Here is a 15,102-nt window from a genome sequence, read left to right as displayed (position 1 = left end):
TTAGTTTTTTCCCAGACACTTTTTGATAGATTATGAGGAAAAATTATGCATTATTTTATAACTAGTCAAGAGAATCCCACACCCTCAGCAATTGAAATTGCTCAAATGCAGAGAGTCCATTTGTTTAAGAGCTTTGATGAAGAAGCAAAAATAATAGAAGTTGAATATAACTTATGGCATGATGATGCTCAACGTAGTTTGAAATCTAGCAAGTATGTAATAAATATGTTTCAGTATTATCAAAAACTAGATTTGAAAACTGAAGTTAGTAACGATGATGAATTAATTGAACGAATTTTGCACAGTTCAAACTATGAAGTGAAGGACAAAGTTGCTTATCGTGATGGAAAGAGACGGTTGCAAATAGTTTTGCGCGAAAATCGTTTATATTCAGCTAATTATTATGATCGCTGGGGCTTCTTGGATAGAGTAGACTTTTATGATGATGGCTGTGTAGCGTACTCGGAATTTTATGAAGATAAAAGCCGTTTAGTAATGCGGCAATACTATGACAATGCAGGCAAAGCAAAAATTATGATGCATTATCGTGGTTCTGACGATAATCAGCCTGTTTTGACTTTGATCCAACTGAATGAATCAAATAATTGGCGTGATTTTGATACTTTAGCAGAGTTTAGGGCTTATTTTTTAGATGAAATTTGCCAAAATGATACTCATGCTGTGCTTTATGCAGATAGGTCAGATTATACTTTGGATGCGTTTAGATTAATGCATGAAAAATGTCCCCGCTATATGATTTTTCACTCTGCTTTGACTACTGATGGACAGGTAAATGGTGAAGTATTTGATATCTATCAGAGAATTGGAGCAATGCTTAAGAATGGTAGCTTAACAGGGTTGATTTCTTCAACTGATGCGGAAGCTGATGATGCAGCTAATTTATTTGATACAGATCATAGTTATGCCATTCCGGTTACCTTTACTAAGAATAATATTGTTCAAGTTCCGTTTAGTGAGCGTAAGCCATATAGTTTGATTGCAGTTGCGAGATTGGATGCCGTAAAGAGGTTAGATCAGATTATTAATGCTGTGGTTAAACTGCATGATAAGTTTTCTGAGTTGACCTTAAGTTTTTATGGTTATGGGGATGCACAGACAGAACCTAAATTGCGTAATTTGGTTAAACAATTGGGAGCAGCAAGTTATATTTTGTTTAGTGGGTATAAGCAAGATTTGACTGAAGTTTATAATCATGCTTGGTTAGAAGTTTTAACTAGCAAGTATGAAGGATTTGCAATGGCTTTACTGGAGGCGCAAGAACATGGCTGTCCTGCAGTTAGTTATGACATCAATTATGGTCCGAGTGAAATTATTAGTAATGGGTATAATGTTAGACTGATTCAGAGTGGGAATGAAGTTGAATTAATTGAAATGCTTGATTTTCTATTAGGTAATCCTGAAGTTATTGAAGAATATTCAAAGAATGCTTATGAAAGTAAATGGAAATACAGTTTTGATAATGTGGCGAATGCTTGGCATAGTTTTTTGAAATCAGAAAAGATACTTTAGAAAAATAGGTAAAAAAAGCAGGCAGAAATTTTATTTCCTGTCTGTTTTCTTATGTATCGAAAAATTAGTTTTTGTCGAAAAATTAGTTTTTGTGTTTTCTTCTATCGATAACTAAGCTGATTAATCCAGTGAGAGTAGCTAAGCTTAAGCCGATAAGTCTAATTTGGATTCATTTTCTCCAGTTTGTGGCAAGTTTTTTGCAGATGACTGCTTGTTGAGGTTAGTAGCTGTTCCATTTTCAGCGAGAGTTGTTCCCTTAGGTAAAATGCCTTTGGATTGATTCAAATTATTGCCCTTAGGACTTATGTTGTGTTCGCCCTTCGGGCCATTATTATGAGCTTCACCTTTAGGATTATTTGTATAATTATAGCCATGACTATTTCTCTTACTACGACCTTTGTTTGCTATGCTCACCATGTGGATTGTTATTAGTATTCCAGTTGTTAGGTGTCTTAGGAGTCTTATTATGATGAACTTTCTTATGATGGGTAGGTTAAATTGGTGAGGTTGGCTGACCAGGCTGCTCAGTAGGTTTAGTTGTGGTAAGCTGAGTTGGAGTTGACTTAGAAGATGTAGGTGGAGTGTTTTACATAAGGGACAACAATCACAATATGAGAAGTACCAACTGGTAAAGCATTGATTGATTCTTGTGTAGTATAGTCAATCTTTCCAACTTGCTTAGTGTCAATAGTCCAATCAGGAAGTTTACCAGGTGTTAGTCTAATTGAATCAGGATCAATCTTACCGTCGCTGTTAAACTTTAATTTTGAGGTATCAACTGTACCTAATAGAGTATTGTTTGCGCCAATTATCTTACCACTGGCAAGATCGACCTTAAAAGATCTAGTAAAACTCTTAGAAGTTGAAGTAAACTTAGGAGCTAATTCTATTTTCTTATTGATTTCATCAACATACTTAATAACTTCATCAATAAATTTGGGTTCAGAAACCTTCTTTTGAGTATGTACAAAATTTAAAGTGAAGTTTTTAGGTGCAAATGAATAATTGCCATATCCGATTTTAGTTAGAAACTTATTGTAATTGTTCCCAGCATAGCGGCTCGAATAATCATACTTCCCAATAATATGTTTATTAATTGCTTCAGGAACATTCATGAATTGGATGGTCGTTTCAATGGTAGCTCCATGTTGATTACTACCATTAAATGGAGCATTTACCTTATTATCTAGATTTAGTACATTATTAGGATCATTTACGTCAGCAAAATAAATTTTAGCAGTTTCTTTAGCTGGATTGCTCTAACCATTTAAACCATTATTAAAACCAGTATATGTAGAGGTCCCCATTATTGCCGTCACTTGAAACTGTAGCGGTGGGTGTTGTAGTACTAATAATGGTTGATGGACCGTTACCTGGGACTACCCAACTAAAAGGCATATTACTTGGTAAAAATGTATCCATCTGAATGAAGAAACTGCTGTGTGGATTTTTTATAGAGGTATTATTATCATTTTTACCCTCAATCCCACCGTTCTTACTCCAGTCATGAGTTAAACCGTTAACATATGTATATTTAAATGTACCATTTACGTGAAAATGAATTTTATTAATATCAGAGAGGCTTTCTAAGTCTTTTTGAGCTTGTTTCAGTTCGCCTTGCTCATAAGCAGCTTGAACGTCCCTCACCACCTTATTTCTAGCTGTTATAAAAGTTTCATAAGAAATAGGATTTTCTTTGCCATTTTCATAAACATATAAATGATTGCGTAAGAACTCTTCAAATGCGGTATTTTCATTTTAAAAAAGGCCAGTACTGCTATCATAAGGCCCATAGATTTCATCAATATCTAATTTTCTGCATGTTTGTTATTATTTAACTATTTTATTAGACTTCACATATTCGCACCTGCAATACTTAGAAAAATAATGCAATAAAATAGTTATATTACTTGACTTTAGGTAGAAAAAAGACTAGATGACTAAATAGATTGTAAACGCTTTTATTCAAGTAAATCTGCAAACTTGGCTTTTGTAATCTTAGCTAAATCTGCAGGATTTAAAAAAATACTACGCCCAAGTTTACCACTTGATACACCGACTTCTTCTTCACCTTTCATTGTGTCATCCAAATAAATAGGGAAGTGGTGAGTATGAAAGATTCCGATTGGCGTATTGGCACCATGGACATAACCAGTAGTCTTAGCAAGTTTTTTTAAAGGAAGCATTTCACATTTTTTGTTGCCAGAAACTTTAGCCAATTTCTTCATGCTTAAATGTTCAGTAATTGGTACAACCCCGACAAGTGGACCAGTTTTATTTCCTTCGCAGACTAAGGTCTTATAGACTAAATGCTCTTTGTCTTTTAGAATAGAAGTGTCCATTTGCGCAACTCCACCTTTATCTTCGGTGACCGCAAATTCGGCTTGACGATACTTGACCTTATGTTGGTCTAAAATTTTTTCGACTAATGTTTTCTCAAGTTTATTCTTTTTATTTTTCTTCTTTGACATATTTATCACCTTTATTCATGATAGCATTGCTCAAAGAAAATCCCAAAGGAGTTTATATTTAAATGAAATTATTGATTATTAAAATTGATACTAGCCATGAAGTGGAAGATGCTTTAGGCGTTTTTGCCCTTGATAACTTAAATGCTCTTGGTATTGAGTCTAGAAAACGTAGTGATTTTGAACAAGCAGGTTGGTTACATGATTCAACTGTTGTTGAAATGGACGACATTAAGGATTTGCCTAAAGATACCTACTTTTATGCATATTTTGATGAAGAAGCTGATAAAGACGAGTTGGTTAAAAAGTTTGCAGAAAAGCTCAAGGAACTTCAAGGCTATGGCTTGAATATTGGCGATGGTAAGATTTCTATTTCCTATATTAAGGATCAAGATTGGAACACTGCTTGGCAAAAATATTACCACGTCATTGATTTCTCTCGTCACTTGGCTATTGTGCCAAAGTGGGAGGACTACAAGCCAGCATTTAAAGATCAACAGTTAATTAAGCTTGATCCAGGCTTAGCCTTTGGTACCGGTAATCATAAGACTACACAATTGGCAATGATGGGACTAGAACGTGCAATGGTTAAGCCAATGAGTGTGGTTGATGTTGGTACTGGTAGTGGTATTTTAGCGATTGCAGCTTCTAAACTCGGTGCAACTGATGTTTTAGCTACTGACATTTCAGATGAGTCCATGACAGCCACTAAGCAAAATTCAGCTTTGAATGATTTGACTAATATTCGTGTACAAAAGACTAGTTTATTAGCTGACGTTAAAGGCAAGTTTGATATTATTGTGGCTAATATTTTAGCTGAGATTTTATTAGATTTAATTCCTCAAATGGATGCCCATTTAAATGAAGGTGGCGAAGTAATCTTTTCTGGTATTGATTATTTGCAGTTGCCTAAGATTAAAAAGGCTTTGAATGAAAATGGCTTTAAGATTGATTTAACTATGAGACAAGGTCGTTGGATTGGCCTAGCAATTACTAGAAAAGATAGCTAAACGTGGTAAAATAATAGAAATTAAATTAAACTTTGATGAGAGGCACGATCTTTTAATGAAAAAAATCGGGGATAAGATAGAAGAAATTTCGATAATTAAAAAGCTAAATACCCACAAATGGATGCCGCTTGTCTGGTGGAGCCTGTTGGTGGCAATTTTGCCTTATGCTTTTAGCATTTGTCGCGTACCCATTGTTTGGAGAATTGGGGTTTTGTTTTTTGTGATTAATTGCTTTATTGCTTATCACGTAGGGAATCTAATCATTAAACTTCAATTAAATAAATGGTGGATATTATTGATGCCAATAGTTTTCTGTTTGGCTATTTTGCCCAAATTTGCTCTTTATAATTTAATGTTTGGCTTGATTTATTTAATAATCGAAGTTTTTGGTTTAATGAATAAAAATATTTACCGTTAGAGAGGATGACCATTATGTCCAAATATGTTGAAATGACTCATGACCAGGTAATTGATGCCTGCAAAAAATATATGAATGATAAGCAAGTTGCCTTTGTTGAGAAAGCATATGAATTTGCTAATAAAGCTCATGCTGGACAAAAACGGGCATCCGGACAACCTTACATTATTCACCCAACTCAAGTAGCTGGTACGCTGGCAACTTTGGGACTGGATCCAGATACGGTAGCTGCTGGCTTTCTTCATGATACGGTTGAAGATACACCTGTAACAAATGATGAGTTAAAGGAAAAATTCGGCGAAGATGTAGCTTTTATTGTTGATGGCGTTACTAAGTTAAACAAATATGAATATAAGTCTCACCAAGAATTTTTGGCTGAAAATCACCGTAAGATGTTGATTGCAATGGCCAAGGATTTGCGGGTGATTATGGTCAAATTGGCTGACCGTTTACATAACATGCATACTTTGCAACATTTACGTCCAGATAAGCAACGCAGAATCGCTTCCGAAACAATGGACATTTATGCACCTCTGGCTGACCGTTTAGGTATTGGTACTATTAAGTGGGAGCTGGAAGATATGAGTTTCCACTACTTAAATCCAGAAGCTTACTACCGCATTGTTAACTTAATGGATGTTAAGAGAAGTCAACGTGAAAAATACATTGCTGACACCATTAAGACATTAAAGAAGACTTTAGATGAACTTGGTATCAAATATGAGATTTATGGTCGTCCTAAGCATATTTATTCCATCTATAAGAAGATGGTTAACAAACACAAGGACTTCGATGAAATTTATGATTTGCTTGCTGTGCGAGTAATTGTTAAAAACGTTCGTGATTGTTATGCGGTTTTAGGTGCTGTACATACTGAATGGAAGCCAATGCCAGGACGTTTTAAGGACTATATTGCCATGCCGAAAGTTAATGGCTACCAATCCTTGCACACAACTATTATCGGACCTGGTGGTCGTCCACTAGAAATTCAGATTAGAACTGAAGCTATGCACCAAGTTGCTGAATATGGTGTCGCTGCTCACTGGGCTTATAAACGTGGTAACTTTACCGGTGTTCAAGAAACCACTTCAGGCGAAAAACTTGATATGGTTCGTGAGATTCTTGAATTAAAAGATGAGACGAAGGATGCTGGCGAATTTATGAAGTCAGTAAAGAGTGATATCTTTTCTGACCGTGTTTACGTCTTTACTCCTAAGGGTGAAGTATATGAATTGCCTAAGGGTTCAGTTACTCTGGATTTTGCTTATGCAATTCACACGCAAGTTGGTAGTCATGCAGTGGGGGCCAAGGTGAATAATAAGCTGGTACCACTGGACTACAAGCTGAGAAACGGTGATGTAATTGAAATCATGACGCAGACTAATGCTGCTCCATCACGTGACTGGGTAGATATCGTTAAGACTTCAAGAGCACGCAACAAGATTCGGCGTTACTTCAGAGGCCAGGATCGTGAGGATAGCATTGAACATGGTCAACAAATGGTAGCTGATATGCTTCGAGAAGAAGGCCTTGCTCCTAAGGAATTTATGGACAAGGAACATATTGAAAAACTGCTGGATCATTTTAACTACCATACTGAGGATGAATTATATGCTGCCGTTGGCTTCGGTGACCTATCTGCTCAAGCTGTTGTTAACCGTTTAACAGTTGATTTGCGGCGTGAAGATGAAAAGCAGAAGCAAAAAGAACGTGAAGAAAAGATTTTGAATTCTGGGCAACAATCAATTCATGAAGAACAGCCAAAGAAAAATTCAAATTCTACAATGAAAGTAAAGCATAAGAATGGCGTCATGATTCAAGGCGTTAGTGACTTAATGCTTCATCTTGCCAAATGCTGTAATCCAGTTCCCGGCGATAAAATTATTGGTTATGTTACCAAGGGACGTGGTGTTACTATTCACCGTGCTGACTGTCGCAATATTACCAAAGAAGCGGAAGAACAAGGTCGTTTAATTGATGTTGAATGGGAGAATGTTGAAGAAAACAGTGTTCAATCGTTCAATGCCAACATTGAAGTATTTGGCTATAATCGTTCTAATTTGCTTAGTGATGTAATTAATAAGCTGAATTCACTTACTAAGAATATCAATAATATTTCTGGTAAGGTTAATGAGGATAACATTGCTCATATTTACGTTACTGTAGCTGTAAGTAATTCTAGTCAGTTGGATGAAATTCTGAGTAAATTGTGTGATATCCCAGACGTTTATGAAACTAAGAGGTCAGATAATTAATGCGAGTTGTAATTCAAAGAGTCAATCATGCCCAAGTTGATATTGCAGGCAAAACTGTTGGTAAAATTGGTAAAGGGTTTATGCTGTTAGTTGGCATCAAGAATGGGGATGAACTCCCTGTAGTTAAAAAAGCTGCTGACAAGATTGCTAAAATGCGTATTTTTGAAGATCAAGATGGCAAAACTAATCTGTCTTTAAAGGATGTTGGTGGTGAAATCTTGAGTGTAAGTCAATTTACTTTGATGGCTAACACTAAAAAGGGAAATCGTCCAAGTTTTGTTGATGCTATGCGTCCACCAAAATCTAAAGAGTTATGGGAGGATTTTAACAAGGAACTTGAAAATGATGGCTTCCATGTTGAAACTGGTGAGTTTGGTGCAGACATGCAAGTTAGCTTAGAAAACGATGGACCATTCACTATTGTATTAGATCTTTAGATAAAATCGCTTACAAAGGTTGACTTTACTGCAATAAAAATATAAGCTAAAAAAGAATTATCGATGACAAAGAATGTAGATTAGCAATGGTCTATTTAAAGAGACTGCTCATGGTGGTGAAAGAGCAGATAGATCGCGGTCTGTGACACCTTTAACAGATAATGGATCGTTTGGCGAGCGTTAATCGCAGCAACCAAAAAGGTGGTACCGTGCTGATCTAAGCGCCCTTGATTTAGTTCAAGGGCGCTTTTTATTTTTAATAAAGTTATCAAAATATAAAAAAGGATGATTAAATGAGAGTTCAAAAACCTAAGGGTACAGTCGATATTTTACCTGACCAATCTGGCTCATGGCAAAAGGTCGAAGAAGTTGCCAGAAATTTCTTTAATCGTGCGAACTACCGAGAGATTCGTACACCAAGTTTTGAAAATTACGAAATTTTCTCACGTTCAAGCGGTGACAGTTCTGAAATCGTAGAAAAGCAAATGTATGACTTTAATGACAAAGGTGGTCGTCATATTGCTCTTCGTCCAGAAGGAACTGCTGGTGTTGTACGTGCTTATGTAGAAGATAAAATGTACGCTCCAGAAGTTGTTAAGCCATTCAATGTTTTCTACATGGAATCAACATTTAGATATGAAAGACCACAAGCTGGTCGTCAACGTGAATTCCACCAAATTGGTGTAGAAAGCTTTGGTTCAAGCAACCCATTAGCAGATGTTCAAACTATTATGATGGGTCACGACTTACTTGGTGAACTTGGCGTTAAGAACTACCAATTGCATATTAATACTTTGGGTAATGAACAAGTTCGTCAAGACTATCACGATGCTTTGGTTAACTACTTTACACCTGTGAAGGATGAATTATCAGAGGATTCACAAAGAAGATTACGTGATAATCCGCTTCGTATCTTGGATTCTAAGGATGATCGCGACAAGAAGTTCTTACCAGATGCTCCTAAGATTCGTGACTTTTTGGACGATGATTCAAAGCAAAACTTTGAAACCATTCTGAAGATGCTTGATCAATTAGGTATTGACTACGTTATTGATGACGACTTAGTACGTGGTCTTGATTATTACACCGGTGTGATTTTTGAATTCATGGTGGAAGATAAGAGTCTTTGGGAATCAGCAACTACCATCTTAGGTGGTGGTCGTTATGACCACTTAGTTGAAGAATTCAATGGCCCAGCTACTCCAGCCGTTGGTTTTGGTATCGGTGAAGAAAGATTAATGTTGGTTTTGGAAAAGCAAAACCCGGCTTTATTCAAACAACATGGTATTGATTTCTTCATTACTAATATTGGTGAAGGCACTGCTCAAAAGGCAATTGAAATTACTAGAAGTTTGCGTAAGCAAGGCTTTGAAGCTGACTTTGATGTTAACCAAAAGAAGTTGAAAGCTCAATTCAAGAAGGCAGATCGTGATCATGCTAAGTATGTAATTACTTTAGGTGAAAAGGAATTGGCAAACGGTATCTTAAATGTTAAACGTTTAGCTGATGGTAAGACCATTGATCTGAATCTTGAAGACATCAATGATATGAGTAAAGTAATGAAAGATTTAAAGGACTAATAACAATGGAAAAGATTGAAAAAAGAACAGACTATTGTGGCAATATTACTGAAAAGTATATCGGTCAAGATGTAAATCTTTATGGTTGGGTACAACGTGTACGTAACTTGGGTAATTTAGTATTTATTGACTTGCGTGACCGTGAAGGTCTTGTACAGATTGTGGTTAACAAAGATTCTGGTAAAGAATTAATGGATATCGCTGACTCACTTGGCAATGAATATGTTTTGCAAGTTAAGGGTAAGGTTGTTAAGCGTTCAGAAGTTAACCCTGATATGAAGACTGGTCAAGTAGAAGTTGACGCTACTGACATTATCGTTTTGAACAAGGCTAAGAACCCTCCATTTGAAATTAAAAATGGTGTTGAAATTTCAGAACAAACTAGATTGAAGTATCGTTACCTTGATCTTCGTCGTCCAGAAGTTCAACAAGCTATCATTTTACGTTCAAAGATTTTGCGTGCTACACATGAATTCTTTGACGAAAATGGCTTTATTGATATTGAAACTCCAATTTTAGGTAAGTCATCTCCAGAAGGTGCTCGTGACTACTTAGTTCCATCAAGAATCTACCCAGGCAGCTTCTATGCATTGCCACAATCACCACAATTGTTTAAACAATTATTGATGGGTGCTGGCTTTGATAAGTACTACCAGTTAGCTCGTTGTTTCCGTGACGAAGACTTGCGTGGTGACCGTCAACCAGAATTTACGCAAATTGATATGGAAATGTCATTTGCTGATGAAGAAACTATTCAAGGTTACACTGAAGGTCTTTTGAAGAAGATCATGAAAGATGTTAAAGGCATTGATCTTAAGACTCCAATTAAGCGTATCACTTGGACTGATTCAATGAATAAATATGGTTGTGATAAGCCAGATACTCGTTACGGCATGTTAATTCATGACTTAAGCCCAATCTTTAAAGATAGTGATTTTAAGGTCTTCTCAGGTGCAATTGCTGGTGGCGGCTTTGTTAAGGGTATTGCTGTTAAGAACGGTGCTAAAGCATATTCACGTAAGAAGATTGATAAGAAGGCAGACTACATCAAGCGTTTCCACGCTAAGGGCTTAGCTTGGGTTAAGTTTGAAGATGGTGAATTCTCAGGTCCTGTTGCTCGTTTCTTGACTGACGAAAACAAGGCAGCTTTGAAGAAAGAATTTGATCTTGAAGGCGGCGAATTAGTAGTATTCATCGCTGATAAGTGGAAGGTTTGCTGTGATAGTTTGAACCACCTTCGTCGTGAATTTGCCCATGAAACTGGTATTATTCCTAAGGGCGTTTATGACTTTGTATGGGTTGTTGACTGGCCATTATTTGAATACGATGAAGGTCTTGGCCGCTGGGTAGCAGCTCACCACCCATTCACCATGCCAGATGATGAAGGCGTTAAGCTTTTGACCACTGAACCACATAAGGCTCATGCACGTAGTTACGATATTGTTATGAACGGTGACGAAATGGGTGGTGGCTCAATCCGTATCCACAAGCGTTCTATTCAAGAGAACATGTTTAAGGCATTAGGCTTTACCAAGAAACGTGCTTACGAACAATTTGGTTACTTGATGGATGCCTTAGACATGGGATTCCCACCTCACGCAGGTTTGGCTATCGGTCTTGATAGATTTGCCATGATGCTTGCTGATAAGGATAATATCCGTGACGTTTTGGCATTCCCTAAGAATGCTAGCGCTTCAGAACCAATGATGCACGCTCCAGCCCCAGTTGCTGATCAACAATTGAATGACTTGGGTATTGAAGTTGAAAACAAATATCAAGATAGTGTAAAGGCAACCGAAGCTCGTCTTGAGAAGATGGCTGCAGAAGATGCAGAAGAAAATTCAACTTGGGACAAGTAATTTAAAAGAGAAGATATACAAAAAGGAGATCTCGAAAGAGATCTCCTTTTGTTGTATCCTAAATTTGAAATGCGAGGATATAGTGAATTATTTTAAATTACGTAAAATAGCTCCTTGGTTTATTCCATTAGATGCCAAAATGACTTTGGAGAATAAACAAGGATATCGACAAATAAAATATGTTTGGTATAAAAATTCTTGGCGCTATGAGGCTCGTTTTCATACTAAGACACCTAAAGCTCAGCTAATTACTTATCCTAGTTGGCGACTAGATAGAATTCGTCCGGGAAAGGGTTTCGGACCTGATCATGCGTCCCGAATAGAGGAAAGCTTAGTAGGAACCAAATGGATAAAAAGTAGCATAGTTCGTTACTGTGCACGTCAAGTTAGCCATGGAGTAGCGAATAAAAAGCAGATTGAAATCATTAAAAAAGCTCATTTTAGAGCTCGTTTACGAAATTACTGATTCGTTTTAAACTTTCTTCCAATTGCGCGGTTGATGAAGCGTAAGAAATGCGAACATAACCTTCGCCGCCTTTACCAAAATAGCGGCCTGGCGTTAAACCAACTTTAGCCTTTTGAGCTAATTCAAAGGCAAACTGTTCATCATCTGTTCCATATTTTTCTGGAATTTTAGCAAAAATATAGAAGGCACCGTGTGGAGTAGCCATTTCAAAGCCTAGTTTTTCTAAACCAGTTTGCATGAATTTAAGCCGTTTTTCGTATATTTCTCTTGCTTCTTTAGGATCATTTTGACCATTATTCAAAGCCTCAACGGCAGCCATTTGAACGTTATCAGTAACTGAAGTGACTAAGAAAGCATTTATCTTGCGAATGCTTTGCATGATTTGTTTAGGACCCGCAATGTAACCTAAACGCCAACCTGTCATAGCATATGCTTTTGATAAACCGGAGATGAGAATATTATGGTCGGGAATGTACTGAGATAACGAATGGTGTTCAGCTCCACCGTAAACTAATTCCGCATAGATTTCGTCCGTAATTGAATAGATCTTATATTCTTTAATGATTTTTGCCAATTCCTTTAGTGTTTCAGCTGGATAAACGCGTCCAGTTGGATTGGATGGATCAGTTAAAATAATGGCCTTTGCTCCTTTACCGCGACCATTTAGGACATGGCGTAAATGTTTAGGGGTTAAAATAAAACCATCTTTTTTAGTATCTACTTGAATAGGAGTGGCACCTGTCATCTTGATGAGTTGAAAATAAAGTGCCCAGACAGGAGTTGGTACAATAATCTTGTCGCCTGGATTAAGAAGGGTCATGAAGACATCGTTTAATGCACCGGTTGCGCCAACAGTAACACAGATTTCACTATCTGGATCATAATGAACATTTAGTGAACGATCAAGATAACGACTAATTGCTTTAAGTAGCTGCGGCTTACCTGCCTGTGGGGCATAATGTGAATCATCTGCATTAATATCGCGGATAGCTGCTTCTTTAACATGTTCTGGTGTAGCAAGATCAGGTTCTCCAATGGTTAATTTAATAATATTAGGGATACCTGAAACCTTTTGATCAAATGCCCGAATTTTTGAAGCGGATAAGTTATTGAGCCTTTTATTAATAATAGGTTGTAAATCACTAGATAAATTTGGCATATGTAAAGTTCCTTTCTGTAATAATTAAATTTTAAAGTACTAGTTAATGAATGACAACTTTTTAAGCAAAATAAAAAGAAATGAATTATATCATTTTCCTCATTAAGATCTAGTTTTTAAAATTCCATTTAAGTTAGTGTAAACAGTCCTTTTCTTAGGTAACTGTAATTGTACAGGAGTACATGGCAGCTTCTGATTTAATGGCTTGACTGGTTTATTTTGTCGTTGAATTGATACAGGTTGATCAATAACTTTAACAGTATTTACTTTTTTATTTAAAGTTGCGGGAGGCTGCGTATCATTGCCACCGCTACATGCGGAAAGGCCAATGAGAGTCAAACAGACCGCAAATAAGTTTAATATAAGTCTCAATTTATCCTCCAAAAACTAATCCCTGCTAGCTATTCTACTATTTTTTGGTTTAATGATAAAATAAAAATCAAGAATTTATTTATAAAAAGGAAGCAAAGGATGGCACAGATAACCGTTTACATGACAGGTGGAATTGCTGTATATAAGGCAGTTCAAGTAATTCGTAATTTGGAGAAAAAAGGTCATATTGTTAGGGTAGTAATGACAAAAAATGCAGAAAATTTTGTAACTTCAAATACATTAGCTGCTTTAACTAAGTATCCTGTTTTAGATGATTTATGGAGTAAAGAAAATGAAGCTAACATCCCGCATGTTCATTTAGCTCGATGGACAGATTTAGCTGTAGTAGTGCCAGCTACTGCAAACTTCATAGCAAAGATGGCCATGGGAATAGCCGATGATGCTGCCAGTACTACTATTTTGGCTACTGCAGCTCCCAAACTGGTTATCCCTGCAATGAATGATCAGATGTGGGAGAATCCGGCTACACAGCGTAATATCGCCTTTTTAAAAGAAAATGGTGTTAATGTGATGGAACCAGCGACAGGGATGCTAGCGGAAGGCTATGTGGCTAAAGGAAGAATGCCAGAACCAGATGAAATTACAACTTGGGTAGAAACATTTCTTAATGAAAGAAATGTTTTACAAGGCAAGACGCTTGTAGTTACTGCTGGTGGAACAGAGGAAGCAATTGATCCAGTGCGCTTTATTGGTAATCGCTCAAGTGGCAAAATGGGTATTGCTATAGCAAAAGCTGCAGCAAAATTAGGTGCTAATGTGAAATTGATTTATGGAAATGTAACTGTAACCTTACCTCAAGACAAAAATATAGAACTAATTCATGTTGAGAGCAGTGAGGATATGCTTCAGGCAGTAAAAAAACAATTTGCTAGAAGCGATATTTTAATTATGGCTGCAGCTGTGGCAGATTGGCGAATGAAGAAAGTAGCTGATCATAAGTTGAAAAAGCAAGCAGATCAGACAAGTTTACAATTAACTCTTGTTAAAACTAAAGATATTTTACGAGAAGTGGCTCATAATAAAAAAGATAATCAGAAAGTCATTGGATTTGCGGCAGAAACTAATGATTTATTACAAAATGCAAAAAAGAAGCTGCAAAGCAAGGGTGCAGATATGATTGTAGCTAATGATGTATCCAAGAATGTTTTTGGCAATGATGAGGATCAGGTTATTATTTTGAAACAAAAGGGTAAAATTGAAAAATGGCCTAGAATGAGTAAAAATCAAATTGCATTACGTTTGCTAAAGGAAATTTTTGAATTTTAAAGCTATCTTTGTATAGAATAACTCAAAAATCCGGCAAAATTGATAGATGTAACGCTTTTGTAATATAACACTCGTAAGTAATGAAGAAGCTTGACATACAATAAAGTCCTTTGTTAAGAATAACAAAAAATACTTAAGAAGCTCTAAAAAGTGCTTGCCTGTGCGTCAAAAGCTAGTATTATAGGTTGTGGGAATTAAGAGACTGAAGGGAAAGAGTTGATAACGAAAATCAGCCCTTTCTTTTCTACGTAAAGTCAAGTA

General features: G+C 36.5%; 15 protein-coding genes. 9 read left to right on the top strand and 6 right to left on the bottom strand.

Annotated features, from left to right (window positions below; genetic code table 11):
- Window positions 1–45: 45 nt before the first annotated feature.
- Window positions 46–1,530, top strand: a complete 1,485-nt coding sequence (locus tag FC57_RS09200) for a glycosyltransferase (protein ID WP_007125499.1) — start codon at window positions 46–48, stop codon at window positions 1,528–1,530.
- A 144-nt stretch (window positions 1,531–1,674) separates the two neighbouring features.
- Here the strand turns inward: FC57_RS09200 and FC57_RS09195 are convergent, their stop codons facing one another.
- The 4 genes from FC57_RS09195 to FC57_RS09180 all read right to left on the bottom strand — a co-directional run bounded on the left by FC57_RS09195 (window position 1,675) and on the right by FC57_RS09180 (window position 4,001).
- A complete protein-coding gene (locus FC57_RS09195; RefSeq protein ID WP_007125500.1) occupies window positions 1,675–1,947 on the bottom strand; it encodes a hypothetical protein in 273 nt (90 codons plus the stop codon).
- Between the two features lie 146 nt (window positions 1,948–2,093).
- Window positions 2,094–2,645 carry a hypothetical protein gene (locus tag FC57_RS09190; protein WP_007125501.1) on the bottom strand — a complete coding sequence of 184 codons (552 nt, stop codon included), beginning with the start codon at window positions 2,643–2,645 and terminating at the stop codon, window positions 2,094–2,096.
- Window positions 2,646–2,808: 163 nt separating this feature from the next.
- On the bottom strand, window positions 2,809–3,177 hold the full coding sequence (locus FC57_RS09185) for a hypothetical protein (protein ID WP_040529378.1): 369 nt from the start codon (window positions 3,175–3,177) through the stop codon (window positions 2,809–2,811).
- Between the two features lie 314 nt (window positions 3,178–3,491).
- Window positions 3,492–4,001, bottom strand: a complete 510-nt coding sequence (locus FC57_RS09180; RefSeq protein WP_007125504.1) for an aminoacyl-tRNA deacylase — start codon at window positions 3,999–4,001, stop codon at window positions 3,492–3,494.
- 62 nt (window positions 4,002–4,063) lie between these two features.
- Between FC57_RS09180 and prmA the strand changes: the two genes are divergently transcribed.
- The 7 genes from prmA (at window position 4,064) to FC57_RS09145 (ending at window position 12,023) form a co-directional block, all read left to right on the top strand.
- Window positions 4,064–5,008: a 50S ribosomal protein L11 methyltransferase gene (prmA, locus tag FC57_RS09175; RefSeq protein ID WP_007125505.1), complete on the top strand. Its 945-nt coding sequence runs from the start codon at window positions 4,064–4,066 to the stop codon at window positions 5,006–5,008.
- A 55-nt stretch (window positions 5,009–5,063) separates the two neighbouring features.
- Window positions 5,064–5,426 (top strand): hypothetical protein, encoded by a 363-nt coding sequence (locus FC57_RS09170; RefSeq protein ID WP_007125506.1) that lies wholly within the window; start codon window positions 5,064–5,066, stop codon window positions 5,424–5,426.
- Between the two features lie 14 nt (window positions 5,427–5,440).
- A complete protein-coding gene (locus FC57_RS09165; RefSeq protein ID WP_040529379.1) occupies window positions 5,441–7,681 on the top strand; it encodes a RelA/SpoT family protein in 2,241 nt (746 codons plus the stop codon).
- Complete coding sequence (gene dtd / locus FC57_RS09160; protein ID WP_007125508.1) at window positions 7,681–8,118, top strand: D-aminoacyl-tRNA deacylase; 438 nt, start codon at window positions 7,681–7,683, stop codon at window positions 8,116–8,118. The genes FC57_RS09165 and dtd overlap by 1 nt, the downstream gene beginning before the upstream one ends.
- A 293-nt stretch (window positions 8,119–8,411) precedes the next feature.
- Window positions 8,412–9,698, top strand: a complete 1,287-nt coding sequence (hisS, locus tag FC57_RS09155) for a histidine--tRNA ligase (protein ID WP_007125509.1) — start codon at window positions 8,412–8,414, stop codon at window positions 9,696–9,698.
- 5 nt (window positions 9,699–9,703) lie between these two features.
- The gene (aspS, locus tag FC57_RS09150; protein WP_007125510.1) at window positions 9,704–11,557 is read left to right on the top strand and encodes an aspartate--tRNA ligase; all 1,854 of its coding nucleotides are present in this window, start codon (window positions 9,704–9,706) and stop codon (window positions 11,555–11,557) included.
- Window positions 11,558–11,639: 82 nt separating this feature from the next.
- Complete coding sequence (locus tag FC57_RS09145) at window positions 11,640–12,023, top strand: hypothetical protein (RefSeq protein ID WP_148449533.1); 384 nt, start codon at window positions 11,640–11,642, stop codon at window positions 12,021–12,023.
- On the opposite strand, the gene FC57_RS09140 is transcribed toward FC57_RS09145, so the two are convergent.
- Together FC57_RS09140 and FC57_RS09135 are read right to left on the bottom strand one after the other, a co-directional pair.
- On the bottom strand, window positions 11,998–13,182 hold the full coding sequence (locus tag FC57_RS09140) for an aminotransferase class I/II-fold pyridoxal phosphate-dependent enzyme (RefSeq protein WP_007125512.1): 1,185 nt from the start codon (window positions 13,180–13,182) through the stop codon (window positions 11,998–12,000). The two genes, FC57_RS09145 and FC57_RS09140, sit on opposite strands and share 26 nt — an antisense overlap.
- Window positions 13,183–13,284: 102 nt before the next feature.
- Window positions 13,285–13,554: a hypothetical protein gene (locus tag FC57_RS09135; protein WP_040529380.1), complete on the bottom strand. Its 270-nt coding sequence runs from the start codon at window positions 13,552–13,554 to the stop codon at window positions 13,285–13,287.
- Between the two features lie 99 nt (window positions 13,555–13,653).
- Between FC57_RS09135 and coaBC the strand changes: the two genes are divergently transcribed.
- Window positions 13,654–14,841 carry a bifunctional phosphopantothenoylcysteine decarboxylase/phosphopantothenate--cysteine ligase CoaBC gene (gene coaBC / locus FC57_RS09130; RefSeq protein ID WP_007125514.1) on the top strand — a complete coding sequence of 396 codons (1,188 nt, stop codon included), beginning with the start codon at window positions 13,654–13,656 and terminating at the stop codon, window positions 14,839–14,841.
- Window positions 14,842–15,102: the final 261 nt, after the last annotated feature.

It is taken from the genome of Lactobacillus ultunensis DSM 16047, from assembly GCF_001436305.1.
Taxonomy (GTDB): Bacteria; Bacillota; Bacilli; order Lactobacillales; family Lactobacillaceae; genus Lactobacillus; species Lactobacillus ultunensis.
This window is presented reverse-complemented; position numbering and strand designations above follow the sequence as displayed.

What these genes read in the sequence shown, in the direction of transcription:
- FC57_RS09200 (WP_007125499.1), top strand. Translation starts at nt 46, where the DNA reads ATGCATTATTTTATAACTAGTCAAGAGAATCCCACACCCTCAGCAATT.
- FC57_RS09195 (WP_007125500.1), bottom strand. Translation starts at nt 1,947, where the DNA reads ATGGTGAGCATAGCAAACAAAGGTCGTAGTAAGAGAAATAGTCATGGC.
- FC57_RS09190 (WP_007125501.1), bottom strand. Translation starts at nt 2,645, where the DNA reads ATGAATGTTCCTGAAGCAATTAATAAACATATTATTGGGAAGTATGAT.
- FC57_RS09180 (WP_007125504.1), bottom strand. Translation starts at nt 4,001, where the DNA reads ATGTCAAAGAAGAAAAATAAAAAGAATAAACTTGAGAAAACATTAGTC.
- prmA (WP_007125505.1), top strand. Translation starts at nt 4,064, where the DNA reads ATGAAATTATTGATTATTAAAATTGATACTAGCCATGAAGTGGAAGAT.
- FC57_RS09170 (WP_007125506.1), top strand. Translation starts at nt 5,064, where the DNA reads ATGAAAAAAATCGGGGATAAGATAGAAGAAATTTCGATAATTAAAAAG.
- FC57_RS09165 (WP_040529379.1), top strand. Translation starts at nt 5,441, where the DNA reads ATGTCCAAATATGTTGAAATGACTCATGACCAGGTAATTGATGCCTGC.
- dtd (WP_007125508.1), top strand. Translation starts at nt 7,681, where the DNA reads ATGCGAGTTGTAATTCAAAGAGTCAATCATGCCCAAGTTGATATTGCA.
- hisS (WP_007125509.1), top strand. Translation starts at nt 8,412, where the DNA reads ATGAGAGTTCAAAAACCTAAGGGTACAGTCGATATTTTACCTGACCAA.
- aspS (WP_007125510.1), top strand. Translation starts at nt 9,704, where the DNA reads ATGGAAAAGATTGAAAAAAGAACAGACTATTGTGGCAATATTACTGAA.
- FC57_RS09140 (WP_007125512.1), bottom strand. Translation starts at nt 13,182, where the DNA reads ATGCCAAATTTATCTAGTGATTTACAACCTATTATTAATAAAAGGCTC.
- coaBC (WP_007125514.1), top strand. Translation starts at nt 13,654, where the DNA reads ATGGCACAGATAACCGTTTACATGACAGGTGGAATTGCTGTATATAAG.